Raw genomic sequence first — 24686 nt, 5'->3', positions numbered from 1 at the left:
TCCTCAAGCCTTGAATTCGGGGGCGCGCCGGTTCTCGAATGCGTCGAGGCCCTCGGCGACGTCATCGCTGGGCAGTGCGCGCACGGCGGCGTCACGCTCAAGCCGCATCTGCTGGTCGATGCCGAGATCTGCGCCTTCGCGCGCCAGCCGCTTCATTTCCGCGATCCCTGGGCGCGATCGGGTCGCGATCTTTTCGCAATATTCCAGCGCGGCTTGGTGCAGATCCGCATCCGGTACGATGTAGTTGACCAGCCCGACCTCCTTGGCCTCGTCGGCTTTGAGCCAGCGCGCTGAGAACATCAGGTCAAGCGCCCGGCGTTCCCCCATTAGCCGCGTCAGCCGTTGCGAGCCGCCCCAACCAGGGATCAACCCAAACTGTGCGTGTTGATCGCCGAACTGCGCGGTTTCGGCCGCAAAGCACACGTCACATCCCAGCATCAGTTCGACCCCGCCGGCCAGACACAACCCCTGCACTGCGACTACGACAGGGAGGGAGGAGGTTTCGAGCGCTCGCAGGTTTTCCATGCCAAAGGCGAGGAAATGGTCCAGCGCGGCGGGATCGTTCAGTTTGCCCTTCACCTCGGTCAGGTCGGCTCCGGTGCAAAAATGTTTGCCCTGCGCCCGGATCAGGATCGACCGGATATCCGGGTCCGCCTCGAACCTGGCGCGCGCGCTCGAAATGCACTCATGCACCTCAAGCGACAGGCAATTGAACTTCTCGGGGCGCGCCAGCTCGATAATGCCGACGCTGCCTTGGGTGATTACTGCGACGGGAGCGCTCATTTCGATGCCCCCTTTGCTTTCTTGTCATATTGCAGCGCCACGCGGCCGGCCTTTTCGCGGGCGATCACAAGCTTCTGGATCTGTGCGGTGCCGTCACCGATCTGCAGACCAAGCACATCGTTGTAGCGCTGGTGGTGGGGCAGGTCGGTCGTGTACCCGTAATGTCCGTGCAGGATCAGACATTGGTGCAGGATTTCGCAGGCGGTCTTAGGCAGGTACCATTTGCACATCGCCGCTTGCGACGTGTGGGGCATGCCCCGGTCGCGCAGGTCCAGCGTGTAATAGCAAAGCTGACGCATCATGGTCAGCTGGGTTTCGGCCTCGGCCAAGGGAAAGCTGACGCCCTGATACTGTACGATCGGCGCACCGAACGCCTCGCGTTCCTGCACATAGGCCCAGGTTTCATCCACCGAGGCCTGCGCCGCGCCAAGGCATTCCAGCCCGATCAGCGCGCGGGAATAATCGAAGCCCGCCATGATCGTCCCGAAGGCACGGTCCTGCTCGGCCATCAGGTTTTCGGCCGGCACAAACACGTCATCAAAGAACACCGATCCGCGGCCGACAGGCTTGGTGCCGATGTCGTCGAAATGGGTTCGCTTGATGCCGTCCTGGTTCAAATCGACAAAAAAGGCGCTGACCCCGCGCGAACCGCCATCGGGATTGCCGGTGCGGGCGAAAACCACGGCCGCATCGGCCTGGCTGGCAAAGCTCATGGACGTCTTTTCACCGTTCAGCCGCCAGCCGTTTCCGGACTTCTCGGCCTTCAGGATCAGGTTCGCCGCATCCGATCCGCCGCGCGGCTCTGTCAGGCCCAGGCCAATGACGGCATCGCCGGAGACCACCTTGGGCACCCACTCCGCAGCGATATCCCGACAGGCGTGCTTGGCCACCATGCCCCCCATGAGAGAGCCAAGAAGCTGCACATAGCTCGCGTTGAAATCGGCATAGGCGATTTCTTCGACGATCAACCCTGATGTGACAGAGCTTTCGCCGAGCCCGCCGAAGTCTTCGGGCAGATCGGCCCCGATCAATCCAAGCGAACCCATCTCCTTGATCAGGGCGCGATCGAACGTATGGCCGCTTGCGCGCGCCTGATAGGTGGGCGCAAGCTTTTCAGTTGCGAAGCGCTTTGCGGTCTCGCGAAACGCCTTCTGATCGTCTGTTGGCTGGAACTGCATCGGTGCTCCTCCCATGAGCGAAAATCTTCTTTTAAAAAATCTAACAAATGTTAGAATGCAGATCAAGCGTAGTTTTAAGGAGGATGCCCACAGTGGAGAATAAGCCAACGGAGAGCTTTGGGACCATGCTCTCGCCCATCCGCGCAGGCCAGCATACATTGCGAAATCGTGTCATCATGGGGTCGATGCACACGCGGTTGGAAACCGAGCCTGACGGCATAGCCAAACAGGTCGCTTTTTACTCTGAGCGGGCGCGGGGGGAGGCGGCGATTCTGGTCACCGGCGGGTTTTCGCCCAATGCCGAGGGCATATTCGATCCAGAAGGTCCGCGAATCGATGATCCGGAAGAAGCGCTTAGCCTGCGCCCGATCTGCGAGGCGGTGCAGGCCGAAGGCAGCCTGATCTGCGCGCAACTCCTCCACGCCGGGCGCTATGCCAAGATCGAAGGCTGTGTCGCCCCGTCGCCGATCCGCGCTCCGATCAACCGTTTCATCCCGCGTGAAATGACCGAAGCCGACATTCTCCGTACCATCGAGGATTTTGCCGTGGCAGCCGCCAATGCGCAGGCCGCAGGCTTTGATGGCGTCGAGATCATGGGGTCCGAGGGATACCTGATCAACGAATTCACCGTCACCCATACCAACAAGCGCCAAGACGACTGGGGCGGCAGCGCCGCGAACCGCCACCGATTCCCGGTCGAGATCGTGCGCGCGGTGCGCGAACGCTGTGGGTCCGAATTTCTGGTTATCTACCGGATTTCGGCGGCCGATCTGATCGAGGGCGGCGCGCCCGCCGATGAAATTGCCGCACTGGCACGCAAGATCGAGGCCGCAGGTGCGGATATTCTGAACACCGGCATCGGCTGGCACGAGGCCCGCGTGCCGACGATCGCCTATCCGGTGCCGCGCGGTGCCTGGCGCAAGGCGGCAGCCAACGTGAAAGCGGCGGTGTCGATCCCGGTGGTCGCCTCGAACCGGATCAACACACCCCAGCTTTCCGAAGACATACTTGCCTCTGGCGATGCGGACATGATCTCGATGGCGCGCCCGTTTCTGGCCGATCCACATTTCGTGAAAAAGGCGCGAGAGGGCCGCGCGGACGAGATCAACACCTGCATCGCCTGCAACCAGGCCTGTCTGGATTTCATCTTTTCGGACCGGCCGGTCGGATGTCTGGTCAATCCAAGGGCCGGGCGTGAAACGGAATTCCGGGATACGCCAGCCGACACGCCAAAGAAAGTGGCCGTCGTTGGCGGTGGTGCCGCGGGCATGGCCACAGCCGCCGAGGCGGCGCGGCTGGGCCATGCTGTCACGCTGTTCGAGGCGCAGGACAAGCTGGGCGGTCAACTGAATCTGGCCCGCGCCGCACCGGGCAAGGACGAATTCGACGAAACCCTTCGGTATTATGCCGGTCAGATGCAGAAACACGGGGTCACGCAGCGTCTGGGACAGCGGGTAGAGGCGAGCGATCTTGAAGGCTTCGACCATGTGGTTATCGCCACCGGGGTCATGCCGCGCATTCCCGACCTGCCGGGTATCGACCATCACAGCGTCGCGACTTACGCCGAAATTCTGTCCGGCGACCGTGTGGCGGGCGACCGTGTCGTCGTGATGGGGGCAGGGGGCATCGGTCATGATGTGGCCGAGTTCCTGGTGACCGAACCCGCCGAGACCGCCAACTCCGACGTCTTTTGCGAAACCTGGGCTGTGGACCCCGAATTTGTCTCATCAGGTGCCCTGGCGGGCGACCCTCTGGCACCGAAGCCGTCGCGCCGCAAGGTCGTCATGCTGCAGCGCAAGACCGCTAAACCGGGGGCGGGGCTTGGTGTTTCGACAGGGTGGATCCTGCGCAACGCGCTGCGCAAACATGGGGTCGAGGCAATGGGCGGCGTGACCTATGAACATATCGACGATGCGGGGCTGCATATCGTCGCGGACGGAATGCCAAAGGTCATCGCAGCCGATACAATTGTGCTGTGCACCGGTCAGGAACCGGAACGGACCCTGGCCCAAGAGCTTGCCGCGCGCAGCGTCCCGGTTACGATGATCGGCGGGGCAAAGGAGGCCGCCGAACTGGATGCGCTGCGCGCCATTGATGAAGGCGTGCGCCTGGCGCAGGATCTCTGAACCGAAGCTCGGGCAAGGGGGAAACTATGCTGACCGACGTCATCCGCGCGGGGCGCGCTGATCTGTATTCGATCTTTCGAACCCGCGCACATGACTGCGCCCGCGCCCTCGCCATCGAGGACGGCAGCAGGAAATTGACCTATGCCGAGCTGCTGGAGCGGGTCGATCGTCTGGCTGCCGTGTTTCTGGCCAAGGGCGTTGCACCGGGCGACAGGATTGCGATCCTGTCGCACAACCGCTCTGAATACTTGGAGGTCGAACTCGCCGCAGCGGGAATCGGCGCGATCGTCGCCTGTCTGAACTGGCGGCTTGTCCCCGATGAACTGTGGCACTGCATCGATCTTGTTGAGCCGGTGCTCGCGGTTGTCGAACCGGAACTTTCAGAAGCGTATCGCGCCGTCGCGTCGACACCCTGTCTAACCGTCGGGCCAGACCTGGAAACGGCCATTGCCGGGGCCGGGCCGGACCCGCGCATCGGAAGCATGGTCGACGATCCAGAGGCCGGTCTGACGATTCTATATACCTCGGGGACTACGGGCCTGCCCAAGGGGGCGCTCATCAGCCACCGCGCGCATATCGCCCGATCCATGGCATTTGCGGCACAACTGGCGCTGGATCCCGGTGACGGGTTCATCGCCTGGGCGCCGATGTTCCACATGGCCTCCACCGATCATGCGCTGGCAACGATCTTGCGGGGCGGGACCGTGGTGATGGTGGACGGATTGCAGCCTGCAGTCATCAACGAGGCGCTGTCGCGCTACCGGATCGGCTGGTTCGTGATGATGCCCGGTGCGCTGGACGCCTTTATCGCAGAACGACGCGCCAACCCTTTGCCCGTGAAGGGGATCAAGGTTTGCGGCGCAATGGCCGATCTGGTGCCGCCGCATCAGATCGCGGAACTGACAGCCCTTCTGGACACGCCCTATCTGAATTCTTTCGGCGCAACCGAAACCGGCCTGCCGCCGGGGACCGCCGATCTGATTGCGCCGGGTGTTACCCCGGACCGGCTTTCCAAGCGCATCAGCGCATTTTGTGAGGTTCGGCTGGTCGATCCTGACGACCGCGAAGTCCGCGATGGGACGCCGGGCGAAATGGCTGTGCGGGGCCCGACATTGTTTTCAGGGTACTGGAACGCCGAGGACACCAACGCTCGCGATTTTCGCAACGGCTTTTTCCACATGGGCGACTTGTTCCGGCGCAATGCGGACGGCACCGTCGACTTCGTGGATCGGGCGAAATACCTGATCAAGACCGGTGGCGAGAACGTCTATCCGGCGGAAATCGAACGTGTGCTTCTATCTCATCCCGGTGTGGTCGATGCCGCGGTAGTGCGGGCATTCGACGTGAAATGGGGGGAAAGCTCGGTGGCCTTTGTCGCCTGCAGCAAGGGCGGGCCGGATGCCGAGGCGCTGATGAATTTGTGCCGCGAAAACCTCGCTGGCTACAAACGGCCGCGCAAGTTTCTGTTCATCGCGTTCGAGGATTTTCCCAGATCGACCAGCGGAAAGGTCCAGCGGCATATCCTCGAAGCCCGGCTCGCAGATTAATTTTTGCTCCGACCCGATCGTCACCCCGCCACGCCCGTTCGCCCCACTAGCGATTTAAGCGTTCCTGTCATCGTTGCGACGAGCTTCTCATCCCCGCCCTTTGGAGTAGCCCCCTGAAAGTGGTCCACCAACCGGGATAGATTGACCCGCGATTGACGTGCTGCCCTCTGTCGGACCACACGGCTGGGGGTTTCCCGGGGGTTTGAGCTCAGGCGGATTCTTCGATCCCTGAGCCATTCATCAGCGCGATCGGTGGTTTGTTCCCGGTTGCGCTGTGGGGGCAGCAGGTCACCCGGCGCTTCGCACGGACGGGCATGGAATGCCGGCAAGTGCCGGTTGGGGCTGCTGCGGGCCTTCAAGGGAAAGTCGGCGACTATCCGATGTGCGGGACAGAGCGGGTATTCACCAAGCGAACTCAAACGTCCGGTTCTGCACTGCGGCCCGACAAAACGATATCAAGTGATCAGCGGTCAGCCGATTGCACCTGTGTAACAGTCTTCTTCGGCCTTCCTGTCTGCATGATCTGGGACAGGTAAGAATTGCGCCGTCTGATGAAGTCACGCAGAAGAGTCGGGTAGTCTTCACTGACGGCACTCTTCACAGAAACCCGACGCTCCAGTTCATATCGCCAGGCCCTTACACGGGCAAGCCCTGTGAAGACGCCAAACTCTCCGATGGCGTCAAAAACGTCGAAATAGCGGAAGACCGGGCCGAAGACGACATCGACGAGGCTGAACTGGTGGCCGTCGAACCATGGTCCCTCCCCAAGCTCCGCGTCCAGCCGAAGGAACTTTGCGCGGAGCGCCGCGACTTTTGCTTCCAACGCTTTATCGTTCGGCGCCGAGTAGAACCCCGCAATGTCGTTCAAGACAGCAGATCCAAATTCAATCCAGGCACGGTGGCGGGCGCGATCGAGAGCGTCGTGCGGATGAAGCGCGTGGGGTTGTGTATCCTCAAGATATTCGAGGATAACCGCAGATTCGAAAATCGGCGTCCCGTCCACAACCAGGACAGGCGTCTTGCCCAGCGGAGATATGGCAAGAAACCAGTCGGGCTTGTTCGAAAGATCGATGTGAGTTCTCTCGAACGTGACACCTTTCTCAGTGAGCGAGATCGCTGCGCGCTGCACATATGGGCAGAGCGCATGGCTAATGAGGTGGAGGCTCATGTTGTCTCTCCCTCCATCTGCACGTTGCCGGGCGCGAAGGAGGGGCTGAGGGCGAAACGGCCGTCGCCCAGAAGTCCTTGCACGACGGCAAGCAGCGTCAGATAGGCCGGGTATTCCCACCCGCCGTTCTCGTATCCGAACATCCAGCCGTTTCCTGAGTGAGCCCAGGTCGCTCCGGCCAAGATGGGCACGGTCGCCGACGCGACCCACCGAGCCTGTACGCCGAGGACCAAAAGGGCACCGGCAATCGCCTCGACTGCAAAGATCATATAGGCAAACCAGCCGGGCAGCCCGATCGAAACGAAGAACTGCGCCGTTCCGGGAAGTGTGAAAATGAAGAGCTTGAGAAACAGGCTGTGCGCCAGGAACATGATACCGAGTGCTATACGGAGCAGGAATATCCCAAATTCTGTGAGGTGCGATTGTGACATGATATGATCCCATGTGTCGATGCATTTGCATCTATATATAACGCGTCACATGCGACGTCAAGGTTGATGCACTTACATGTATATGATAGGTGCTGGATATGAACGAGATTGACCATGCTACTGAGGCCGCCTGGACAGCCCTCATGACTAAAAGCCGCGTTTTGCTTGAGGCTGTCGAATCGTCTCTGAAATCGGCAGGATACCCGCCACTTGCATGGTATGACGCGCTTCTCGAACTCGAGAAGGCAGGCCCGGACGGACTCCGTCCATTCGAACTCAAAGACCGGATTTTGTTACCCCAATACGGTACATCGCGGTTGCTGGACCGCATGGTGAAAGCAGGGCTGGTGGACCGACGGAACTGCTCGGAAGATGGGCGAGGTCAAAACATTTCTATCTCTGAAAAGGGTAAATCTGTCAGGAGGGCGATGTGGCCGATCTATGAACGGGTTCTGTCGGAAAGGATCGGCGCAAAGCTGAAACCCAAAGACGCCGCTCAATTGGCCACGCTACTCTCAAGGCTCTGAAGTCTCGGTCGACTGACGCGAAACCTGTCTTTGACTTTCCACGCTAAGTGGCCCTGATTTTTTTCACGTTAATTGGCCGACAGTTGCCTATGTCGGTGTGCGAAGGGTGTTTCGGGCTGTTTCGACGTCCTTTCGCATCCAACAGACTTCTGCGTGATCGTTGATAAATCCCATGGCCTGCATGAATGCATATACGGTGGTCGGTCCCACGAATTTGAAGCCAAGCTTTCGTAGATCTTTGGACAGGGTCTCGGACGCTGGTGATTTGGACCGCATTTGTGGCAGTGCGTCGTCCTTGGCAGGTTCATATAGCCAGATGAATGCAGCGAAGGAGCCTTCCTCTTGGACGACCTCGAAAGTACGGCGAGCGTTGTTGATCACGGCTTCGAACTTGCCTCGATAGCGAACAATTCCTTCATCGGCAAGTAGGCGCTCAATGTCGTTGTCGTCAAAGTTCGCAACTCCCCGAAAGTCGAACCCGGCGAGGGCAGCACGAAAGTTTTCGCGCTTGGCCAGAATGGTGCGCCAGCTCAGCCCTGACTGGAAACTCCGGCGTGACGGCAGCCCATCGGCACCGTGGGCGTCCATCCGTTCCAATTACGGTTGCAGCATCAGGCCGCTGCAGCATAAACTTGAACAGAAACCGAACCAGATCCTCCGTTACGATACAGTCTCAGCTCTCCGAAAAACCCTGATGACGGACAATCGGCGACCGCACTGCTAAAGGCTAACATTACCGCTTGGCAGGTCTGAACCTGCTGGCGGCGATCTGGATACCGCGCGCGCCTACGGGAAACGGTTGGCCGAGGTCGCGAGCCGCTGGAACAGCTGATCCAGCTGTCTGAATAATCGGCCCGGCCGCCCGGATCGGATGTGCTGCGGCCGGGTTGCGCTCAGTCCGCGACCCCCGCCCGCCCGATCAGCGCCATGAGCGTTCCGGTCATCGTTGCGACGAGCTTTTCATCCTGGCCCTTCACGGCATAGGCACGCGCCTCGCATATGGTCAGCGTCCTGCCTGGTTTCACCACGTCAGCGACGAAGCGAAACCGTTCGCCGTCCGCCGGGTTGAGTAGGTTGATCTTGAATTCGGCCGTCAACACTGCCGCGTCCGCTGGCATCAGCGAAAAGGCCGCGTATCCGCAGGCGCTGTCCAGCGCTGTCGACACGATTCCGGCATGCAAAAACCCATGCTGCTGGGTCAGTGCAACCTGATGTGCCATTTCCAGAACGATGCAGCCGGGTAACAACTCGGCAATGCTGATCCCCAACGTGTTCATTGCCTTCTGGCGATCGAAACTGTCGCGCACGCGTGCGTCATAGTCGGGGTTTTTCGGTTTGAATTGTGTCATGGCGGGTCTTCCTCTTCGATTTCATTCGTCAATGACCAATCTTAGGCGGTCTTTGAGGCGCGTATCTTGTAGCGAAAGGTCAAAACGACGCGGAATAGACAGAGCGCGCAACGCGCCGGGCGGTTTGCCGGCGAAGATCCGGCAAGCGGCGGACAAGTGAGATTGATCGTAATATCCGGCGTCCAGCGCCAGATCGCACAGCGGCAGGGTCTTTGACGCAAGCTGCCCGAGAGCCCGGCGAAAGCGTCGCAAGGTCGCAAGCCGCCGCCGCGACACGCCGGTTTCCGCCCGCGCCTTTCGACGTTTGGTCCGGTCGCTGTAAGCTCCGGGTGGTGCGGCAAAGCGCAGGTCTCTCGCAAGGCCGTCAAGCACCGCGATGAGCGCAGGCAGGTCATCGTCCCCGGTCTGAACCCGGGCCAGTTCTGAGGCCAGCATGTCCAGCCCTTTGGAGTCGGGAAATCGCTGCGGTCGTGACGACAGTCGCAGCCCGGCCACGACACCCTGGAATGGCCTTGGGCGGGGCGAAAAATAGGGGCGCGGTTCTGCCAGCGATACGCGCCCGCCGCCGCTGTCGTCGCGCGTTACCGAAAGGGTAAAGAGGTCGGTTGCGAACCGCCCGCGTCCACCACCGCTCAGCACACCGGTATCGCGGAACACGAACAAGTGGTCGATCTGTCTGGGCGCTTCCTCAGGCGGCGCCAGTTCGAGATAAAGCGGCGCCGCCATCAGGTTACTTGACGAAAGCATCCCGGTTTTCGGCGACGAAATCGGCAAACCGGCGCGCCGGGCGTCCCAGCACGTCGCTGACCGTAGTTTCTATGCCAGCAAGATAGCCCTTGGGCGCGATGGAGGCCAGTTCGACCATGGCCCCGGCGACCTCGTCCTGCATTCCGCCTGCGATCATACCCGCCTTGGCATCCTCGGCCGACAGGGGTGCGCAGGTGACAGTCCGACCTGTCACCTCGAACAGAAGCGCCGCGATATCCTCTCCGGCAAGAGCTTCGGGTCCGGTCAGACCAAGACCCTTGCCTTCGTACCCCGGAGCGGTCAGCGCCTCGGCAGCGACATCCGCGATGTCGCGGGCGTCGATCCAGGCCACAGGGCCGCCCAGATCGTCGTAATAGACCCCATCTTTTGCAATATTTCCGGCCTGCCAGAGCAGGTTCTGCATGAAATAGGTCGGCTGGACGAAGGTCCAGTCAAGGCCGCTTTGCTTCAGCAGTTCCTGGGTTTCGGAATGCCATTTCCCAAATGTCAGCCCCGCCTTGGGCGAGGCGCCAAGCCCGGTGGCCACGACAACATGGCGCACCCCCGCGGTCTTGGCCGCCGCGATCACATTCGCCTTCCACTGACGCATGTCCAGATGGGCAGGCGTGACCAGGTATATCTTTTCTGCCCCGTCACAGGCCCGCGCCAGCGCGGCAGGGTCCGTGAAATTCGCAACGACCGCCTCGCATCCTTTGGCTTTTAGCGCATCGAGCCTGGAAGGGTCGCTGGTGACAGCACGCACGGTCGCGCCTTTTGCCATAAGCGTATCGACAAGAGGGGCGCCGGTGGTGCCCGTGGCTCCGAAAACAGTGATCATGGCTTTTCCTTTTGCAGGTCTGCGATGGGTTGAATGGTTTCCGGGTTGCTGATCGACGACAGATCGCCCGGATCTTCGCCCAGAAAGGCCGCGCGCACGATCCGGCGCATGGTTTTCATGCTGCGGGTCTTGGGCAGGGCCTCGACAAAGTGGATCTCGCGCGGGCGGAAGGGTTTCGAGACGATCTCTCCGACCCGATCCTTGAGCCGCTCCACAAGCTCTGCGTCAGGCGTGACGCCCTGGGCTGCCACACAGACGCAGACGACGGCCACGCCTTTGATATCGTCGGGTGCGGCAATGGCAGCGGCGTCCACCACCTCTCCGGTTTCGGTCAGGGCCGCCTCAATCTCGGGCGGGCCGATGCGTTTGCCGGCGATGTTCAGCGTGTCGTCGGACCGGCCCAGAATATACCATGTCCCGTCCGGATCGCAGCGCACCCAGTCGCCGTGCCGCCAGAGGCCGGGGAAGGTGGACCAATAGGTTTCAAGATAGCGATCGCGGTCCCCCCAAATGGCCGGGGTCAGACCCAGTGGCGGTTGAGTCACGACCAGTTCGCCGACCTCGCCCGGCGCGGCTTCGCTGCCGTCCTGGCGCAGCACCTTGGCGCCGACACCCAAGGCCTGGGCCGAAAATCCGCCGGGCTTGATTTCATGCAGCACGGTCGAGGTCAGGATCGCGCCAAAAAGCTCGGTCCCGCCCGAGATGTTCAGCGGCACCGCGCGGCGGCGGCAGATATGATCGAGCTGCCAGAGCCAGGCGTCGTCGGTCCAGGGTTCACCGGTCGAGGCGACAATGCGCAGGGGCGACAGGTCGTAGCCCGACAAAGGTTCAGTATCCTGCGTCATGAACTGCCGGACCAGAGTCGGGGCCACGCCAAGATGCGTGACCTCCATTTCGGACGCAAGGCGCAGAAGTCTGAAGGGATCGCCGGGCATTGAAGGTGCGCCTTCGGCCAGCACCAGCGTCGAACCGGACAAGAGCACCGACAACAGCGTGAGCGGCCCCATAACCCACCCCATGTCGGTCATCCAAAGATGCCGGTCGTCCCGTTTCATGTCGAGACAAAGCAGGAAATCGGCGGTGGCCTTGGCCTGTACCCCCAGATGGGTATGCACCACCCCCTTGGGCCGCCCGGTGGTGCCCGATGTATAGGCGATCAGAAAGGTGTCGTCGGCACTGACGGGAATGGCGGCAAACTCCGGACTGGCGCGGCCCACGGTTTCGGTCCAGTCCAGATCGCGGGCCGGATCGGCCACCGCACCGCCGAACCGTCGCAGGCTGATCACGGTATGAACCGATGGCACGTCGGTCAAAGCTTGGGCAAGGGTCGCTTCCATCCAGACCGGCTTGCCTCGCCGGGGTGTGGCATCCGCCGTCAACACCGCCACGGCATCCGCGTCGTTCAGACGCGATACGATGGCATGGGGCGCAAAACCGGAAAACAGCGGCACCGCAACCGCGCCCAGCCGGGCAATACCAAGAAGCGCGGCCTCGATTTCGGGGATCATCGGCATATAGATGCCCACCGCCTGACCCGGCTTTACACCGCGCGCGGCAAGGGCCGAGGCGACGCGGGAGGCTTCGGCGGTAAGGTCGGAATAGGTCCAGCGGCGGCGGCTTCCGTCTTCGCCGACCCAGTCGATTGCGACCTTGTCGCCCAAGCCATCGGCAATTCGGGCGTCAAGACAGGTTTCCGTCAGATTCAAAGTACTCCCGACGGCCCACCGGATCGATTCGGGCCCTTCGGAGATATCTCGCAACCGGCTGTAGGGCCGCGCGAACCGTATCCCGGCATGGTCAATGATCTGGCCCCAGAACCAGTCTGGGTCTTCATTCGAACGGCGGACGAGATCCTCGTAACTGTCAATGCCGCAGCCCCTCAGAAATGCGGTCAGCGTGCTTGTCCGCTGGATGTCAGAGCCTGGCTGAAACATTCGCAACCTTTCTACAACGAAAAAGGGCCGCACTTAAGGCGCGACCAGTCGGGGAGGTAACTCTTGGCACGGTTTGGCTGCAGCGCCTTGTGTCCGGCGCTGCTGCCAGCGTTTTAACCGTGCATGGACAAGCCGCCCGAAACCGAAATCACCTGGCCGGTAATGAACCCTGCGTCGTCCGACGACAGGAAGCAGATGATGCCGGGGTAATCTGTCGGCTGCGCAAGACGCTTCATCGGAATCGCCCGCTTGAGACCTTCGGCGATCTTTTGACCGGCCTCGCCCTCGGCAACCTGAGCGAACAGCGGCGTATCGGTCGGGCCGGGGGCGACCGCATTCAATTGAATACCTTTACGCGCCAGTTCGCGGGCTACGGTTTTGGTGAACGAGATGATGCCACCCTTGCAGGCCGAATACACGGCTTCGCCGGATGATCCGACGCGTCCGGCGTCGGACGCGATGTTGACCACACGGCCGCCCCCGTTCTTGACCATGCCCGGAAGCACCGCGTGATGCATATTCAGCGGACCGTAAAGATTGATGTCGATGACCTTTTTCCAAAGATCGGCATCTGTGTCGAGGAACGGTTTGATTACGTCCCAGCCGGCATTGTTCACCAGCACATCGACCGGACCCCCGGCCTCGAACTCGGCTACAGCCTTGTCGACCTGGGCACGGTCGGTGATGTCCACCTTGAAGGCCTGCGCCTTGCCGCCGGCCTCGGTGATCAGGCGAACCGTTTCCTTCGCCCCGTCTTCGCTCATGTCAAAGATCGCAATCTCGGCACCTTCTTCGCCGAACCGTTCGCACACCGCGCGCCCGATGCCGCTGCCGCCGCCGGTCACGATCACGCGTTTTCCACTCAACCCTCGCATATGGAGGTCCTCCTCTTCCGCTATCATCTTGGCAAAGAACTTGATTCGGAACGTTCCTTGCGTTATTCTAACATTTGTTAGATTTAATGCAATGGACAGTCTCGTGTCCCGCAAGTATCGAAATGGAATGGTACACAAGACTGACCCACCCAGGACACTGAGCGACGACTTGAGCAAGTCTGAGAGGACACGCGAAGGCATCCTCTCGGCGGCTGCTCGACTGTTTCGATACGAAGGTTACTACGCAACGACTATGCGCGACATCGCGCAGGAAGCTGGCATTGAGGCCGGCAGCATTTATTATCATTTTCAATCCAAGGACCAGATTCTGAGCGAAGTTCTCGATCTTGGCGTCCGTCAACTATATGAGGCGGTCAGTGAAATCGTTCGGTCGGCACCGACAAGTTCGGAGGATTTTCGCAAGACTTTCGAACTGCTGATTGAAACACACCTTACCTACCTATTGACCGACAGCGACTTTACGTCAGCCAATATTCGGAACTATCCGATGTTGTCGGACGAAACACGCGCCCCGCATCGCGAATTGCGTGCATCATATGCGGGTGCCTGGGGCAAATTCCTGAATGACGCCAAACGCGCCGGCCACCTTCGAAGCGACATATCCACTGCTGTGATCCGCCAGTTCATCCTAAGTGCCATGAACTGGACCGTAGAATGGTACGATGTCGACAAGTATCCGGTGCGCATCCTCGCGGAACGAATGAGTAAGCTGATACTTGACGGAATGTGTCTGCATTGTAAGGCGGATACCGAAGGCTTGAAGCTGTGCCCCGCCACACACGTCAAAACTCCGGACCCCGACGGCAAGGCGGCTAAGACCCGTGCAGAAATCCTGACGGCCGCGGCGCGCGTTCTGAGGGACAATGGCTACAAGGCGACGACGCTCAGGAAGATCGCGGAAGAAGCGAACATGAAGGCGGGCAGCGTCTATTACCACTTCGATTCCAAGGATGCAATCGTTGACGAAGTTCTAAACGCCGGACTGAAGGACTTGCTATCAGGTGTCGAAAGCGCCGTGCGGAAATTCGATGCCCCGTACGATCATCACGCCAGGATAGCGACTGCAATCTGGGCGCACCTGGATTTCCTCTTCAAGGCAAGCGAATTCACTTCGGCGAATATCAGAAGCTATGGAATGCTCCCCAATCATTTCAGGGAGAGGCACAGGGGTATTCGCCATGAATATGGAGAACTCTGGGACGGGGTACTCCGTGACGCTCAGGACGACGGTGCCATACGGTCAGATATCAAGATCGTCCCCTTGCGCCAAGTAATGTTGGGCGCCTTGAATTGGACGGTGGAATGGTTCGACCCGAACAAGGCAGGAGTGGAAGGATATCTATCACTGCCTGAATTCTCCAGCATGCTCATCAATCTGTTACTCGAAGGAATTTGTAACCGGGAGGCGACCCCGTCCACGGGACAAGGCACGCCCTGAAAGCGATTGGCTTTTGTCAAACCAGAAGGAAGTGATACAACCCCTCGGCAACCGCCTTTTCCCGTTCCGCCTGCCAGCTTTGTACGCTAACGCTGGCCATCCTATGGCCCTTGCGCGTGACATTGGCGCGCGCAAGAAGCGGTCCTTTCACACCGGGTCTGAGGTAATCGACGGTTAGGTTGATCGGCTTGGCCGGAACGTCGGCGAAATCGGGCTGTACCGCGATGGCAGCCGTGGCTTCCATAAAACTCGCGATTATACCGCCATGGTAGTACTCCATGACCGGGTTCCCGATATGGCGGTCATCAAAGGTCATTTCCGCTTCGGCATGGAGGCTATCCAAACTGTGGACTTCAAAGTTGAGGAATCGAAAAAACGGCACTCGGGATACGTGCGCATTGACAGTTTGCAAATCCATCACGAGGCTTTTCCTTTTGTCATCGCGTCAAACAGGCTGGTCGCACCGCGCGTCAAAGCAAACGACGCGGTTCCACGGGCTATTTCAGCGTCCTCATGGCCATCGAACCAGACGTTGCCGGAATTGAAGGCGATGTGGCGAGTCTCGCGAAAACAATGCGCTTGAACGATGACATCCGCGCGCGAACGAGCAGGGCGCAGGTAATCAACTCTCAGGTCAAGAGTGGCCATGGTACTGACGCCTTCGATGGCCACAAAGTTTGCCAGTCCGAAGACACTGTCCAGAAGGGCCGTCAGGATACCACCATGAAGCAGGGTTTGTGCCGCATCGACGCAAAAGTCCTTATTGAACGGCATCCGAACGCGAACGACTTCGGTCGAGACCTCTTCGATCTCAAGCGCCATATGCGTAATCAGACTCTTGCCGCGCGCATTCCACATCTGCGCGATTTGCTCCATCTTCTTTTGGGTGATGTCAGACATGCGATCTTTTCCTTAACGCCCCGTGAAGTTGGGTTTTCGTTTCTCGATGAACGCAGCAACCGCCTCGTGATGGTCTTCGGTCTGATGCATGAGCGCCTGATAAGCCGCCGCAGAATTCAGGTAATCCGGCAGGTCCATCCGTTCGGCATTGCGCATCAGACGCTTGGCGATCCGAACCGCGCGCGGCGGTTTCGCGGCGATGACAGCGGCCCGTTCGCGGGCTCGTGCCATCAATTTTTCATGCGGCACCAGCTCAAGCACCATGCCAAGCTCCAGCGCTTCCTTGGCCTCGACCATGCGCCCTGAGAAGGTCAGATCGGCGGCCTTCTGGTGGCCCAGACGACGCAACAGGAACCAGCTGCCCGCATCGCCCGGAATGATTCCGAGATTCAGAAACACCTCGCCGAACCTTGCTTTTTCCGACGCGATGCGCATGTCGCACATCATGGTCAGGTCACACCCCGCGCCAACCGCCGGGCCATTGACTGCGGCGATGGTGGGAATGTCCATGTTGTAGAGCGCCTGCGGCAGGCGCTGCACCCCGTCGACATAGCTCTGCGCCGCCGCCAGCGGTTCCTTGCGGAACACGCTTTCGGGATCGTTCATCTCCTTGACGTCGCCGCCGGCACAAAAGGCCGGGTCGGCGCCGGTCAGGATCATGACGCTGACTTGCGGGTCGGCCTGCACCTTGGCGAAGGTCTCCAGAAGGGCAGCGATCATGTCGTTGCCGGTGACCGGGTTGCGCCGCTCGGGGTCGTTCAGCGTGACCGTGGCGATCCTGTCGGAAATCTCCAGAAGGACGGGTTGCTTACTCATTCTTGCCATCTCCCCGTTCGCGTTTCTCGAACATCGCTGGGTTGATCATGTCCCGCGCGTCGTGACCCATGTGCAGGGTTTCACCGCCGTCTACATAAATGTCTTCTCCGGTGATGAAACCGCCAAGTTTCGAGGCCAGGAAAATGATCGTGCCTGCGATGTCCTCGGCCGCCCCCATCCGGTTTAGCACCGAGCGGTTCAGCTTTTTCCACTGTTCCGGCGGAATCGGATAGCGGCCAAGCGCATCGGTCTTGATCGTGCCCGGCGCGACACAGTTCAGGCGGATGCCGTATTCGCCCCATTCGGCGGCCAGCGTTTTCATCATGCCCGTCACACCGGCGCGGGCGGCGACGGTGTGTGTAAAGCCGGTAAGCGCGGTGCGCGCCGAGATGGCGGTGACAAACACAACCGATCCACCATTGTCGTACATGAAGTGATCCGCCGCTGCCCGGGTCATTTGCCAAGATCCGATCAGGTTGTTTCGGATCACGGCTTCGAAGCCCTTGTTGGTGATATCACGGGCGGCCGCGATATATTGGCCGCCGGCATTGTTCACCAAAACATCCAACTGCCCGTAGTGGTCCTTGATCCGCCCCATCGCAGTTTCGATACTGACTTCGTCGCGGGTATCTCCGGGCACGACAAAGGCCTCGCCCCCCGCCGACCGGATCATCTCGGCGGTCTCCTCCAGCGGCTCTTCCCGGCGCGCGAACAGCACAAGCCTGGCCCCGCAAGAGGCCATTTCGATCGCCGTCGCCCGGCCCATTCCGGATCCGGACCCCGTGACCAGGGCAACCTGGCCCGCCATGAGATCCGACGCGTAACGCGTTGATTTCGCTTCGCTCATGTTCCGCCCCTAGTTCTTCAGCAATTCGCCGGATATGATGAGTTTGCGAACCTCCTGGGTGCCCGCGCCGACCTCAAGCACGCGACCGGTCCGGTACAGCCGGTTCACTTCGGTATCACGCATGTAACCCGAGCCGCCGTGAATCTGGACGGCCTTGTCGAGCACGAAGGACGTCGCCTCGGCGGCCTTGTAGATCGCCGCAGCGGTGAGCTTGTGGATTTCGCCACGCCCGCCTTCGCCCTCTTCGAGGCCTTCACACATGGCTGCGGTGCGCAAGGAAAGGCTCCGCGCGGCCTCGATCTGCGTATACATGTCGGCCAGCATCGCCTGAACCATCTGAAAACTGGCGATCGGTTTGCCGAATTGCTGGCGTGTCTTGGCGTAATCGATGGAAATATCCAGTGCCCGCTGCGCGATGCCCATTGCGTTGAAACAGACGATGGCACGTTCCAGATCAAGCCCGGACATGGTCACGGCAACGCCGCCATCGAGCTTGCCCACCATGTTCCCCGCCGGAACGCGGCAGTCTTCGAACACGAGCTCCCCCGTCGGCGAGCCGCGGAACCCCATCTTGTTGAGCTTCTGCGCAACCTTGAAACCCGGCGTGTCGGTTTCCACGATGAAAGCGGAGATACCCTTGGCTCCCTTCTCGGGCGCGGTCTTGGCATAGACCAGCACCAAATCGGCGATCGGCCCATTGGTGATGTAGATCTTGGCGCCATTCAGGATGTAATCGTCGCCATCCTTCGTGGCCGTGGTCCGCATGGACCCAAGCGCATCGGACCCCGCGCCGGGTTCGGTCAGACCCAGAGCGCCGATCAGCGTGCCATCGCACAGGCCCGGCAGATATTTGTGGCGCAGATCGTCATTCGCGTTGCGATAGATGTTGTTGACGCACAGGTTGTCGTGGGCCACGTGGGTCAGCCCGATCGCGGCAGAGGCCCGCGACATCTGTTCGGTGATGATACAGGCCGAGGTGAAGTCCAGCCCGGCACCGCCAAATTCCGGCGGTACGTTGAGGCCCAGATAGCCCATCTCGCCCAGCTTGGGAAAGACCGAGGCCGGCAGGTCATCGGTATCGTCCATCTCCGCGTTCAGGTGATGAAACTCGGACATGAAGAACTTTTCGGCCTGATCGGCCAGGGCCTGCTGTTCGTCGGTCATGAAATGGGTGGGCAGAGCGGTGTCGTTGCGCAGTTGCTTGTTCATGGTCTTGTCTCCCTCAGGCGCGCAGAAGTTCTTCGGCGATGATGATCTTGCGGACTTCGCTTGTGCCCGCGCCGATCTCCAACAGCTTGTTGGCGCGGTAGAGCCGGTTGATCTCGGTGTCCTGCATGTAGCCAGAGCCGCCGTGGATGTGGCAGGCTTCGGTCACTGCCTTGTTGAAGGCCTCGCCCGCATAGAGACAGGCCGCCGCCGTCAGTTTGTGTATTTCACCGCGACCCCCGGCTCCCTTCGGCAACCCGGTACAGGCGGCCAGCGCCCGATAACTGAAGGCACGCGCGGTTTCGACCTCGGTGTAGATCTCGGCCAGCTTCGACTGCATCATCTGGAAGCTCGAGATTGGTCGGCCGAATTGTTCGCGAATCTTGGCGTATTCCAGCCCCAGTTCCAGCGCGCGTTCCGCCATGCCCACGCAGACCGAAGCGACCATCGCGCGTTCAAGGTCCAGCCCGCTCATGACCACCGAAACGCCGGTGTTTTCCTGTCCAACCATGGCGGACGCGGGTACGCGGCAGTCCTCAAACACCAGTTCTCCGGTAGGCGAGCCGCGAAAGCCCATCTTGTCAAGCTTTTGCGCCACCTTGAAACCGGGATTGTCCGTCTCGATTATGAAAGCGGAAATGCCCTTGGCACCCTTCGACTTGTCGGTTTTAGCGTAAAGCAGGATCACATCGGCAATCGGCCCGTTGGTGATATAGATCTTCGAGCCGTTGATGACGTAGTCATCGCCGTCGCGGCGCGCGGTGGTCGCCATGGACCCAAGCGCATCGGACCCCGCGCCCGGTTCGGTCAGGCCTAAAGCACCAACCAGCTCGCCCGAGCAAAGACCCGGCACGTATTTCTTCACATGCTCTTCGGATCCATTGCGCAGCAGGTTATTCAGGCACAGGTTGTCATGCGCCCCGTGTGAGAGGCCCACAGCCGGATTCCACTTCGAAATCACCTCGGACACCAGCGCCTGGGTGAACTCGTTCTGTCCCGATCCGCCCAGCTCTTCGGGTGCGGTAATCCCCAGCAGGCCCAGCCCGCCCATCTGCTTGAACAGATCATCGGGCCACCATTCCTCGTCATCCATACGCGCTTGCAGCGGGTGCAGCACCTCGCGCGATACCCGATCCACGTGATCGACAATCTGGCGTTGCTCATCAGTCAACGAATAGTTTGCCCTGATGGCCTCCAGATCAGCCGCGAGAGCCTCTCTTTGAGTGGTCATATCATCCTCCCGAAAAATGTCGTCTGCAGTGTTGACCAAAATCAAACATATGTTAGAAAATAGATCAAGCCAAGCTTTTGACGACCCGACGTATGAATGCGCGGTGCGCTGAATACAGGGGGGAGCTACGGAAATGACTGAGACCGCTGTTCAATCGCAGGCGCTCGGCCAGGAAGTGCGTATCACGATTCGACGTCCTGAAAACCGAAATGCCCTCAACCGTGAAGTCGCAGACGGGATCATTGCTGCCATTTGTGCTGCCGAGAGGGACAGCGATTGCCGCGTGATCGTTCTGACCGGCGAGGGTGAGCGCGCCTTCTGTGCCGGGGGCGACATCAAGGCGGGGGCGGATGGCGGCCCGTTTGTTCAGGATCCGGCAGATCCGGATCACTTTGCCGGAAGGTTGTTTGAAACGATACAGGCGTGCCGCAAGCCAACCATCGCGCGCATCAATGGAGCCGCGATGGGGGCGGGGGCTGGCATCATCTGTGCCTGCGATCTGGCTGTAATGGCAGAGCATGCCCGCATTGGGACGCCCGAAGTCAAGGTGGGCCTGTTTCCCATGACGATCGTACCACCCATGATGCGCGTGCTGCCCCGGCGCAGGCTGATGGAGATGTTCATCACCGGCGTTCCTCTGACGGCCTCGGAAGCCCTGCAATTCAATCTGGTCAACTATGTGACCGATGCCGCGGAACTGGACAACAAGGTTGCAGAACTGGTCGCCCAGATTGCTGCGCAGTCGCCGAGCGCGATCCGGCTGGGAAAATACGCCTGTCACGCGATGGAGGACATGACCTATCCGCAGCAGATGCGGTTTGCGGAAACACTTTTACCCCGCGTTGCGCAGACAGAAGACGCGCGCGAGGGCTTTGATGCCTTCATTGCGAAACGCAAACCTGAATGGACGGGCCGTTAATCAAGCGGGGAGGAGAAGAATATGTCAGATCGGAAACTGCGCATCGGATGCGCCTCGGGATTCTGGGGCGATACGCCCGAAGCGATCGGTCAACTGGTCTCAAAGGGCGAGATCGACTATCTGGTGTTTGACTATCTGGCAGAGGTGACAATGTCGCTGATGGCGCGGGCCCGCGCCAAAGCGCCCGAGTCGGGCTATGCGCCGGACTTCGTCAAGGCGCTGGCTCCCTGGTTGCCGGATATCAAGGCAAAAGGGATCAAGGTCGTTGCCAATGCCGGGGGCGTGAACCCGCGTGGCTGCAGCGATGCGCTTGCCAAAGCCGCCGCCCAAGCCGGGATCGATCTGTCCATCGGAGTCGTGCTGGGCGATGACCTGTTGCCTAGGGTCGATGAAATTCGCAAAAGCGGTCAGACGGAAATGTTCTCGGGTGTTGAGTTTCCAGACGATATCTGGAGCATGAATGCCTATCTGGGTGCCCGCCCCATCGCGGCCGCGCTGGATGCCGGGGCCGAGATCGTGATCACCGGGCGCTGCGCCGACAGTGCGGTGGCGCTCGGTCCCTTGATGCATGAATACGGCTGGGGCGATGACGACTGGGACAGGCTCAGCCAGGGGTCGCTGGCCGGGCACCTGATCGAATGCGGCCCTCAGGGGACGGGCGGCAATTTCACCGACTGGCAGGACGTGCCGGGTTGGGACGATATGGGGATGCCCATCGTCGAGGTGTCGGAAGACGGCAGTTTCGTCATGACCAAGACGCCGGATACCGGCGGGCTGGTCGTGCCCGGCGCGGTCGGCGAACAGATGCTTTATGAAATCGGCGATCCGCGCGCCTATCTGCTGCCTGATGTGATCTGCGACTGGTCGCAGGTCACGCTGGAACAGGTGGGCCCCGACCGGGTGCTGGTGAAGGGCGGCAAGGGGCTGGGGCGCACCGGCAGTTACAAGGTGTCGGCGACCCATGCCGATGGCTGGCGCGCCGTCACCACGCTGACCCTCGCCGCCATCGACGCGCCCGCCAAGGCCGAGCGCGTGGCCGAGGCCATCCTGACCCGTTGCCGCCGGATATTCCGCGAAAAGAACCTGGGCGATTTCCGGCAGGTCAGCGTCGAGGTGCTGGGCGCCGAGGCCGCCTATGGGGCCAATGCATGCGCCCAAACCCGCGAGGTCGTGCTCAAGATCGGCACGGTGCATGACGACCGCGCGGCGCTCAACATCTTTGCGGGCGAGATCGCGCCGATGGCGATTTCCACCGCGCAGGGCCTGACCGGGTTCTTTGCCGGGCGGCCCAAGGTGCAGCCGGTGGTCCGTCTATTTTCCTTCCTTCAGAGCAAGGCCGATACCCCCGTCGCGGTCGAGGTGGACGGCAAGGAGGTTCCAGTCACCATCGCTACGAATGCAGTGAAGCTCGACCCGCCCGCTGCACGGCCCGCAGATAGCCACGAGCCCGGTCCGGACGTTGTCAAGGTCCGCCTCGTCGATCTGGCCTGGGGCCGCTCGGGCGACAAGGGGGATATCGCCAATATCGGCATCCTCGCGCGCAAGCCGGACTACCTGCCTTATATCCGCTCGGCTCTTAGCGAAGAGGCGGTGAAAGACTATTTCGCCCACGTCTGCGAAGGCAAGGTCGAGCGGTTCGACCTGCCCGGAAGCCATTCGCTGAACTTCCTGCTGCATGAATCGCTTGGTGGTGGCGGCATCGCCTCGGTCCGCATCGACCCGCAAGGCAAAGGGTTCGCGCAGATGCTGCTTGATATTGAAATTCCTGTGCCGGTCGATCTGGCCGCCCGCGACGGGCTGAACGCCTCGGACCGGAACTAAAAGGACAATACCATGACCATTTCGAAACTCCTGGTCGCCAATCGGGGTGAAATCGCGGCGCGCGTGTTGCGCACCGCCAAGGCCCGCGGGCTTGCGACGGTCGTGTTGCGCCATGTCGCCGAGCAAGAGGGGCCGGCCCATCTGATCGCGGATGAGGTCGCGATGATCGACGGCCCGACGCCCGTGGCCGCCTATCTCGATATTTCGCAGATCGTCGCGGCTGCAAAGAAAATCGGCGCCGACGCGGTGCATCCCGGCTATGGTTTCCTGTCGGAAAATGCCGGGTTCGTCGCGGCGCTGGAAGAGGCCGGTGTGACATTTGTCGGCCCGACCTCCCAAGCCATCGACCTGATGGGCGACAAGGTGCGCGCGCGCGCCTTTGTCGAGGAGCGCGGCTTTCCCGTCGCGCCGTCGGCGATTGAGGATGACGACCCCGCCACCTTTGTGGACCGCGCCCGCGCCGTGGGCTACCCGCTGCTGATCAAGCCCTCAGCCGGCGGCGGCGGCAAGGGGATGCGCGTCGTGCGCGAGGACAGCGCCCTGGAGACCGAGATCGAGACCGCGCGCCGCGAGGGCGAGCGTTATTTCGGCGATGGCCGGCTGTTCGTCGAACGCTACATCGAGAGCCCGCGCCATATCGAGGTGCAGGTGATGGGCGACGGGCAGGGCAACGTGGTGCATTTCTGGGAACGCGAGTGCTCGATCCAGCGCCGGTTCCAGAAGATCATCGAGGAAACGCCGTCACCGGCGCTCTCGCCCGAGCAACGTCAGGAAATCTGCGAAACCGCCGCCGGGATCGCCCGCGCGGTCAAGTATCGCGGGGCCGGGACGGTCGAGTTCATCTATGCGCGGGACGGGGCGTTTTACTTCCTGGAAATGAACACCCGCCTTCAGGTCGAACATCCGGTGACCGAGATGGTGACAGGCTTCGATCTGGTCGCCGAACAGTTGCGCGTCGCGGCGGGCCAGGGGCTGAGCGCCGCGCAAGGTGATATTCCGCAAAACGGCCACTCGATCGAGTTGCGCATCTGCGCCGAGGATGCCGGGGCCGATTTCCGCCCCGCCATCGGCGACATCCTGCTGCTGGATGAGCCCACAGGCGAAGGCGTTCGCGTGGACAGTGGCATTCTGGACGACGGCAAGGTGACAACTGATTTCGACCCGATGCTGTCCAAGCTGATCGTGCATGGAGCCGATCGCGCAGAGGCCATCGCCCGTGCGCGCCAAGCGGTGCAAAACTATGTGGTTCTCGGGGTGACGACCAATACCGGTTACCTGGATGCAATCCTTGCACATCCCGATTTTGCCTCGGGCGAGGTTTCGACCGGCTTTCTGGCCGAACAGGCCGAGACACTGACCGCACCGGGCGCGGATATCTCGGACCTTCTGATGGCGGCGGCGGCCTTGTCGGACGCGCGAATGGTGGACGAGGTGATGCAGATACCGCAAATGCACCGCAAGATGGGTGGGTGGACAAACTGATGCGGCGGATTTTCCAGATCGACGGGGAAGAAAGCGAATGCTGGCTGGCACATGACGGCAGCCGGTTCGTGCTGACGACGCCCGATGGCGCGGTGCCCTGCCAGTTGGACCCGACGGGCCTGCCGGGCGGCCATATCTTGCGCGCGGGGGGGCGAGCGCATGAACTGCGTTTGGCGGTTGGGCCGGAAGCGACCTTTGTGCACATCAGCGGGCGAACCTACGAGGTCGGGCGCGTCGATCCCGCCGAACGCCTGGCCGGGCGCGATGCCGGTGCAAGCGGTGATCGGCTGGTGGCCCCGATGCCCGGCGTCGTGGTTACGGTCGCGGTCAGACCCGGCGATACGGTTGCGGAAGGCCAGCCGCTTCTGGTCATCGAAAGCATGAAGCTGGAAACCACGCTGACCGCGCCACGCGACGGGGTGATTGCCGAGATGCCGTTTGCCGAAGGCGACAGTTTCGGGCTGAAAGACGTGCTTGCCCAGCTGGCCCCGGAGGAATGAGA

24 protein-coding genes are annotated in these 24686 nt (G+C 61.0%); 8 read left to right on the top strand and 16 right to left on the bottom strand.

From position 1 onward, the window contains the following. Positions 1 to 3 precede the first annotated feature (3 nt). Together OB2597_RS00380 and OB2597_RS00375 are read right to left on the bottom strand one after the other, a co-directional pair. The gene (locus OB2597_RS00380) at positions 4 to 783 is read right to left on the bottom strand and encodes an enoyl-CoA hydratase/isomerase family protein (RefSeq protein WP_009803511.1); all 780 of its coding nucleotides are present in this window, start codon (positions 781 to 783) and stop codon (positions 4 to 6) included. Further along, complete coding sequence (locus tag OB2597_RS00375) at positions 780 to 2069, bottom strand: acyl-CoA dehydrogenase family protein (RefSeq protein ID WP_238529675.1); 1290 nt, start codon at positions 2067 to 2069, stop codon at positions 780 to 782. Before OB2597_RS00375 ends, OB2597_RS00380 begins: the two co-directional genes overlap by 4 nt. On the opposite strand from OB2597_RS00375, the gene OB2597_RS00370 reads away from it, so the two are divergent. Both OB2597_RS00370 and OB2597_RS00365 read left to right on the top strand, forming a co-directional pair. Beyond that, the gene (locus OB2597_RS00370; RefSeq protein ID WP_193371875.1) at positions 2045 to 4087 is read left to right on the top strand and encodes an FAD-dependent oxidoreductase; all 2043 of its coding nucleotides are present in this window, start codon (positions 2045 to 2047) and stop codon (positions 4085 to 4087) included. The genes OB2597_RS00375 and OB2597_RS00370 overlap by 25 nt on opposite strands. A gap of 26 nt (positions 4088 to 4113) precedes the next feature. Continuing rightward, on the top strand, positions 4114 to 5634 hold the full coding sequence (locus OB2597_RS00365) for a class I adenylate-forming enzyme family protein (protein ID WP_009803508.1): 1521 nt from the start codon (positions 4114 to 4116) through the stop codon (positions 5632 to 5634). Between the two features lie 463 nt (positions 5635 to 6097). Here OB2597_RS00365 and OB2597_RS00360 read toward each other — a convergent pair whose 3' ends face one another. Together OB2597_RS00360 and OB2597_RS00355 are read right to left on the bottom strand one after the other, a co-directional pair. Continuing rightward, the gene (locus tag OB2597_RS00360) at positions 6098 to 6802 is read right to left on the bottom strand and encodes a glutathione S-transferase family protein (protein ID WP_009803507.1); all 705 of its coding nucleotides are present in this window, start codon (positions 6800 to 6802) and stop codon (positions 6098 to 6100) included. After that, the gene (locus tag OB2597_RS00355) at positions 6799 to 7233 is read right to left on the bottom strand and encodes a DoxX family protein (protein ID WP_040608736.1); all 435 of its coding nucleotides are present in this window, start codon (positions 7231 to 7233) and stop codon (positions 6799 to 6801) included. The genes OB2597_RS00360 and OB2597_RS00355 overlap by 4 nt, the downstream gene beginning before the upstream one ends. A gap of 98 nt (positions 7234 to 7331) precedes the next feature. On the opposite strand from OB2597_RS00355, the gene OB2597_RS21130 reads away from it, so the two are divergent. Next, the gene (locus OB2597_RS21130; protein ID WP_084658444.1) at positions 7332 to 7760 is read left to right on the top strand and encodes a MarR family winged helix-turn-helix transcriptional regulator; all 429 of its coding nucleotides are present in this window, start codon (positions 7332 to 7334) and stop codon (positions 7758 to 7760) included. An 87-nt stretch (positions 7761 to 7847) separates the two neighbouring features. Here OB2597_RS21130 and OB2597_RS00350 read toward each other — a convergent pair whose 3' ends face one another. The 6 genes from OB2597_RS00350 to OB2597_RS00325 all read right to left on the bottom strand — a co-directional run bounded on the left by OB2597_RS00350 (position 7848) and on the right by OB2597_RS00325 (position 13503). Beyond that, on the bottom strand, positions 7848 to 8348 hold the full coding sequence (locus OB2597_RS00350) for a DNA-3-methyladenine glycosylase I (protein WP_009803504.1): 501 nt from the start codon (positions 8346 to 8348) through the stop codon (positions 7848 to 7850). 305 nt (positions 8349 to 8653) lie between these two features. After that, positions 8654 to 9109, bottom strand: coding sequence for a PaaI family thioesterase (locus tag OB2597_RS00345; RefSeq protein WP_009803503.1), 456 nt, complete (start codon positions 9107 to 9109; stop codon positions 8654 to 8656). Between the two features lie 21 nt (positions 9110 to 9130). Next, the gene (locus tag OB2597_RS00340; RefSeq protein WP_238529674.1) at positions 9131 to 9835 is read right to left on the bottom strand and encodes an AraC family transcriptional regulator; all 705 of its coding nucleotides are present in this window, start codon (positions 9833 to 9835) and stop codon (positions 9131 to 9133) included. Between the two features lie 4 nt (positions 9836 to 9839). Beyond that, positions 9840 to 10694, bottom strand: coding sequence for an SDR family oxidoreductase (locus OB2597_RS00335; RefSeq protein WP_009803501.1), 855 nt, complete (start codon positions 10692 to 10694; stop codon positions 9840 to 9842). Continuing rightward, complete coding sequence (locus tag OB2597_RS00330) at positions 10691 to 12628, bottom strand: AMP-binding protein (RefSeq protein ID WP_009803500.1); 1938 nt, start codon at positions 12626 to 12628, stop codon at positions 10691 to 10693. Before OB2597_RS00330 ends, OB2597_RS00335 begins: the two co-directional genes overlap by 4 nt. Before the next feature lie 113 nt (positions 12629 to 12741). Next, complete coding sequence (locus OB2597_RS00325) at positions 12742 to 13503, bottom strand: glucose 1-dehydrogenase (protein ID WP_040608731.1); 762 nt, start codon at positions 13501 to 13503, stop codon at positions 12742 to 12744. Positions 13504 to 13672: 169 nt separating this feature from the next. On the opposite strand from OB2597_RS00325, the gene OB2597_RS00320 reads away from it, so the two are divergent. Further along, positions 13673 to 14962, top strand: a complete 1290-nt coding sequence (locus OB2597_RS00320) for a TetR/AcrR family transcriptional regulator (RefSeq protein ID WP_238529673.1) — start codon at positions 13673 to 13675, stop codon at positions 14960 to 14962. Between the two features lie 16 nt (positions 14963 to 14978). Here the strand turns inward: OB2597_RS00320 and OB2597_RS00315 are convergent, their stop codons facing one another. The 6 genes from OB2597_RS00315 to OB2597_RS00290 are packed head-to-tail and all read right to left on the bottom strand — an operon-like array spanning position 14979 to position 20001. Beyond that, positions 14979 to 15380 (bottom strand): PaaI family thioesterase, encoded by a 402-nt coding sequence (locus OB2597_RS00315; protein WP_009803497.1) that lies wholly within the window; start codon positions 15378 to 15380, stop codon positions 14979 to 14981. After that, positions 15380 to 15862, bottom strand: coding sequence for a PaaI family thioesterase (locus tag OB2597_RS00310; RefSeq protein ID WP_009803496.1), 483 nt, complete (start codon positions 15860 to 15862; stop codon positions 15380 to 15382). Before OB2597_RS00310 ends, OB2597_RS00315 begins: the two co-directional genes overlap by 1 nt. Positions 15863 to 15874: 12 nt before the next feature. Beyond that, positions 15875 to 16678 carry an enoyl-CoA hydratase-related protein gene (locus OB2597_RS00305; protein WP_009803495.1) on the bottom strand — a complete coding sequence of 268 codons (804 nt, stop codon included), beginning with the start codon at positions 16676 to 16678 and terminating at the stop codon, positions 15875 to 15877. Beyond that, complete coding sequence (locus OB2597_RS00300) at positions 16671 to 17525, bottom strand: SDR family NAD(P)-dependent oxidoreductase (protein ID WP_009803494.1); 855 nt, start codon at positions 17523 to 17525, stop codon at positions 16671 to 16673. The genes OB2597_RS00305 and OB2597_RS00300 overlap by 8 nt, the downstream gene beginning before the upstream one ends. 9 nt (positions 17526 to 17534) lie before the next feature. Then, entirely contained in the window at positions 17535 to 18734 is a 1200-nt protein-coding gene (locus OB2597_RS00295; protein ID WP_009803493.1) for an acyl-CoA dehydrogenase family protein, read from the bottom strand. A gap of 13 nt (positions 18735 to 18747) precedes the next feature. Beyond that, positions 18748 to 20001 (bottom strand): acyl-CoA dehydrogenase family protein, encoded by a 1254-nt coding sequence (locus OB2597_RS00290; protein ID WP_238529672.1) that lies wholly within the window; start codon positions 19999 to 20001, stop codon positions 18748 to 18750. 94 nt (positions 20002 to 20095) lie between these two features. Here OB2597_RS00290 and OB2597_RS00285 point away from each other — a divergent pair, with 94 nt between their 5' ends. From OB2597_RS00285 to OB2597_RS00270, 4 genes are read left to right on the top strand one after another with little or no spacing between them, the layout of a single operon-like run. After that, a complete protein-coding gene (locus tag OB2597_RS00285; RefSeq protein WP_040608656.1) occupies positions 20096 to 20881 on the top strand; it encodes an enoyl-CoA hydratase-related protein in 786 nt (261 codons plus the stop codon). A gap of 21 nt (positions 20882 to 20902) precedes the next feature. Beyond that, positions 20903 to 22702 (top strand): acyclic terpene utilization AtuA family protein, encoded by a 1800-nt coding sequence (locus tag OB2597_RS00280; RefSeq protein ID WP_009803490.1) that lies wholly within the window; start codon positions 20903 to 20905, stop codon positions 22700 to 22702. A gap of 12 nt (positions 22703 to 22714) precedes the next feature. Beyond that, positions 22715 to 24184 carry an acetyl-CoA carboxylase biotin carboxylase subunit gene (locus tag OB2597_RS00275; protein ID WP_009803489.1) on the top strand — a complete coding sequence of 490 codons (1470 nt, stop codon included), beginning with the start codon at positions 22715 to 22717 and terminating at the stop codon, positions 24182 to 24184. Further along, on the top strand, positions 24172 to 24684 hold the full coding sequence (locus tag OB2597_RS00270) for an acetyl-CoA carboxylase biotin carboxyl carrier protein subunit (RefSeq protein WP_009803488.1): 513 nt from the start codon (positions 24172 to 24174) through the stop codon (positions 24682 to 24684). Before OB2597_RS00275 ends, OB2597_RS00270 begins: the two co-directional genes overlap by 13 nt. Positions 24685 to 24686 lie beyond the last annotated feature (2 nt).

Origin of the sequence: Pseudooceanicola batsensis HTCC2597 (assembly GCF_000152725.1) — a bacterium.
GTDB classification, from domain to species: Bacteria; Pseudomonadota; Alphaproteobacteria; order Rhodobacterales; family Rhodobacteraceae; genus Pseudooceanicola; species Pseudooceanicola batsensis.
Note: the sequence above shows the minus strand (reverse complement) of the source record. Positions and strands in the feature narration are given on the sequence as shown.

What these genes read in the sequence shown, in the direction of transcription:
- OB2597_RS00380 (WP_009803511.1), bottom strand. Translation starts at nt 783, where the DNA reads ATGAGCGCTCCCGTCGCAGTAATCACCCAAGGCAGCGTCGGCATTATC.
- OB2597_RS00365 (WP_009803508.1), top strand. Translation starts at nt 4,114, where the DNA reads ATGCTGACCGACGTCATCCGCGCGGGGCGCGCTGATCTGTATTCGATC.
- OB2597_RS00275 (WP_009803489.1), top strand. Translation starts at nt 22,715, where the DNA reads ATGACCATTTCGAAACTCCTGGTCGCCAATCGGGGTGAAATCGCGGCG.
- OB2597_RS00345 (WP_009803503.1), bottom strand. Translation starts at nt 9,109, where the DNA reads ATGACACAATTCAAACCGAAAAACCCCGACTATGACGCACGCGTGCGC.
- OB2597_RS00340 (WP_238529674.1), bottom strand. Translation starts at nt 9,835, where the DNA reads ATGGCGGCGCCGCTTTATCTCGAACTGGCGCCGCCTGAGGAAGCGCCC.
- OB2597_RS00325 (WP_040608731.1), bottom strand. Translation starts at nt 13,503, where the DNA reads ATGCGAGGGTTGAGTGGAAAACGCGTGATCGTGACCGGCGGCGGCAGC.
- OB2597_RS00355 (WP_040608736.1), bottom strand. Translation starts at nt 7,233, where the DNA reads ATGTCACAATCGCACCTCACAGAATTTGGGATATTCCTGCTCCGTATA.
- OB2597_RS00295 (WP_009803493.1), bottom strand. Translation starts at nt 18,734, where the DNA reads ATGAACAAGCAACTGCGCAACGACACCGCTCTGCCCACCCATTTCATG.
- OB2597_RS00300 (WP_009803494.1), bottom strand. Translation starts at nt 17,525, where the DNA reads ATGAGCGAAGCGAAATCAACGCGTTACGCGTCGGATCTCATGGCGGGC.
- OB2597_RS00305 (WP_009803495.1), bottom strand. Translation starts at nt 16,678, where the DNA reads ATGAGTAAGCAACCCGTCCTTCTGGAGATTTCCGACAGGATCGCCACG.
- OB2597_RS00310 (WP_009803496.1), bottom strand. Translation starts at nt 15,862, where the DNA reads ATGTCTGACATCACCCAAAAGAAGATGGAGCAAATCGCGCAGATGTGG.
- OB2597_RS21130 (WP_084658444.1), top strand. Translation starts at nt 7,332, where the DNA reads ATGAACGAGATTGACCATGCTACTGAGGCCGCCTGGACAGCCCTCATG.
- OB2597_RS00280 (WP_009803490.1), top strand. Translation starts at nt 20,903, where the DNA reads ATGTCAGATCGGAAACTGCGCATCGGATGCGCCTCGGGATTCTGGGGC.
- OB2597_RS00330 (WP_009803500.1), bottom strand. Translation starts at nt 12,628, where the DNA reads ATGTTTCAGCCAGGCTCTGACATCCAGCGGACAAGCACGCTGACCGCA.
- OB2597_RS00315 (WP_009803497.1), bottom strand. Translation starts at nt 15,380, where the DNA reads ATGGATTTGCAAACTGTCAATGCGCACGTATCCCGAGTGCCGTTTTTT.
- OB2597_RS00285 (WP_040608656.1), top strand. Translation starts at nt 20,096, where the DNA reads ATGACTGAGACCGCTGTTCAATCGCAGGCGCTCGGCCAGGAAGTGCGT.
- OB2597_RS00350 (WP_009803504.1), bottom strand. Translation starts at nt 8,348, where the DNA reads ATGGACGCCCACGGTGCCGATGGGCTGCCGTCACGCCGGAGTTTCCAG.
- OB2597_RS00360 (WP_009803507.1), bottom strand. Translation starts at nt 6,802, where the DNA reads ATGAGCCTCCACCTCATTAGCCATGCGCTCTGCCCATATGTGCAGCGC.
- OB2597_RS00335 (WP_009803501.1), bottom strand. Translation starts at nt 10,694, where the DNA reads ATGATCACTGTTTTCGGAGCCACGGGCACCACCGGCGCCCCTCTTGTC.
- OB2597_RS00370 (WP_193371875.1), top strand. Translation starts at nt 2,045, where the DNA reads ATGCCCACAGTGGAGAATAAGCCAACGGAGAGCTTTGGGACCATGCTC.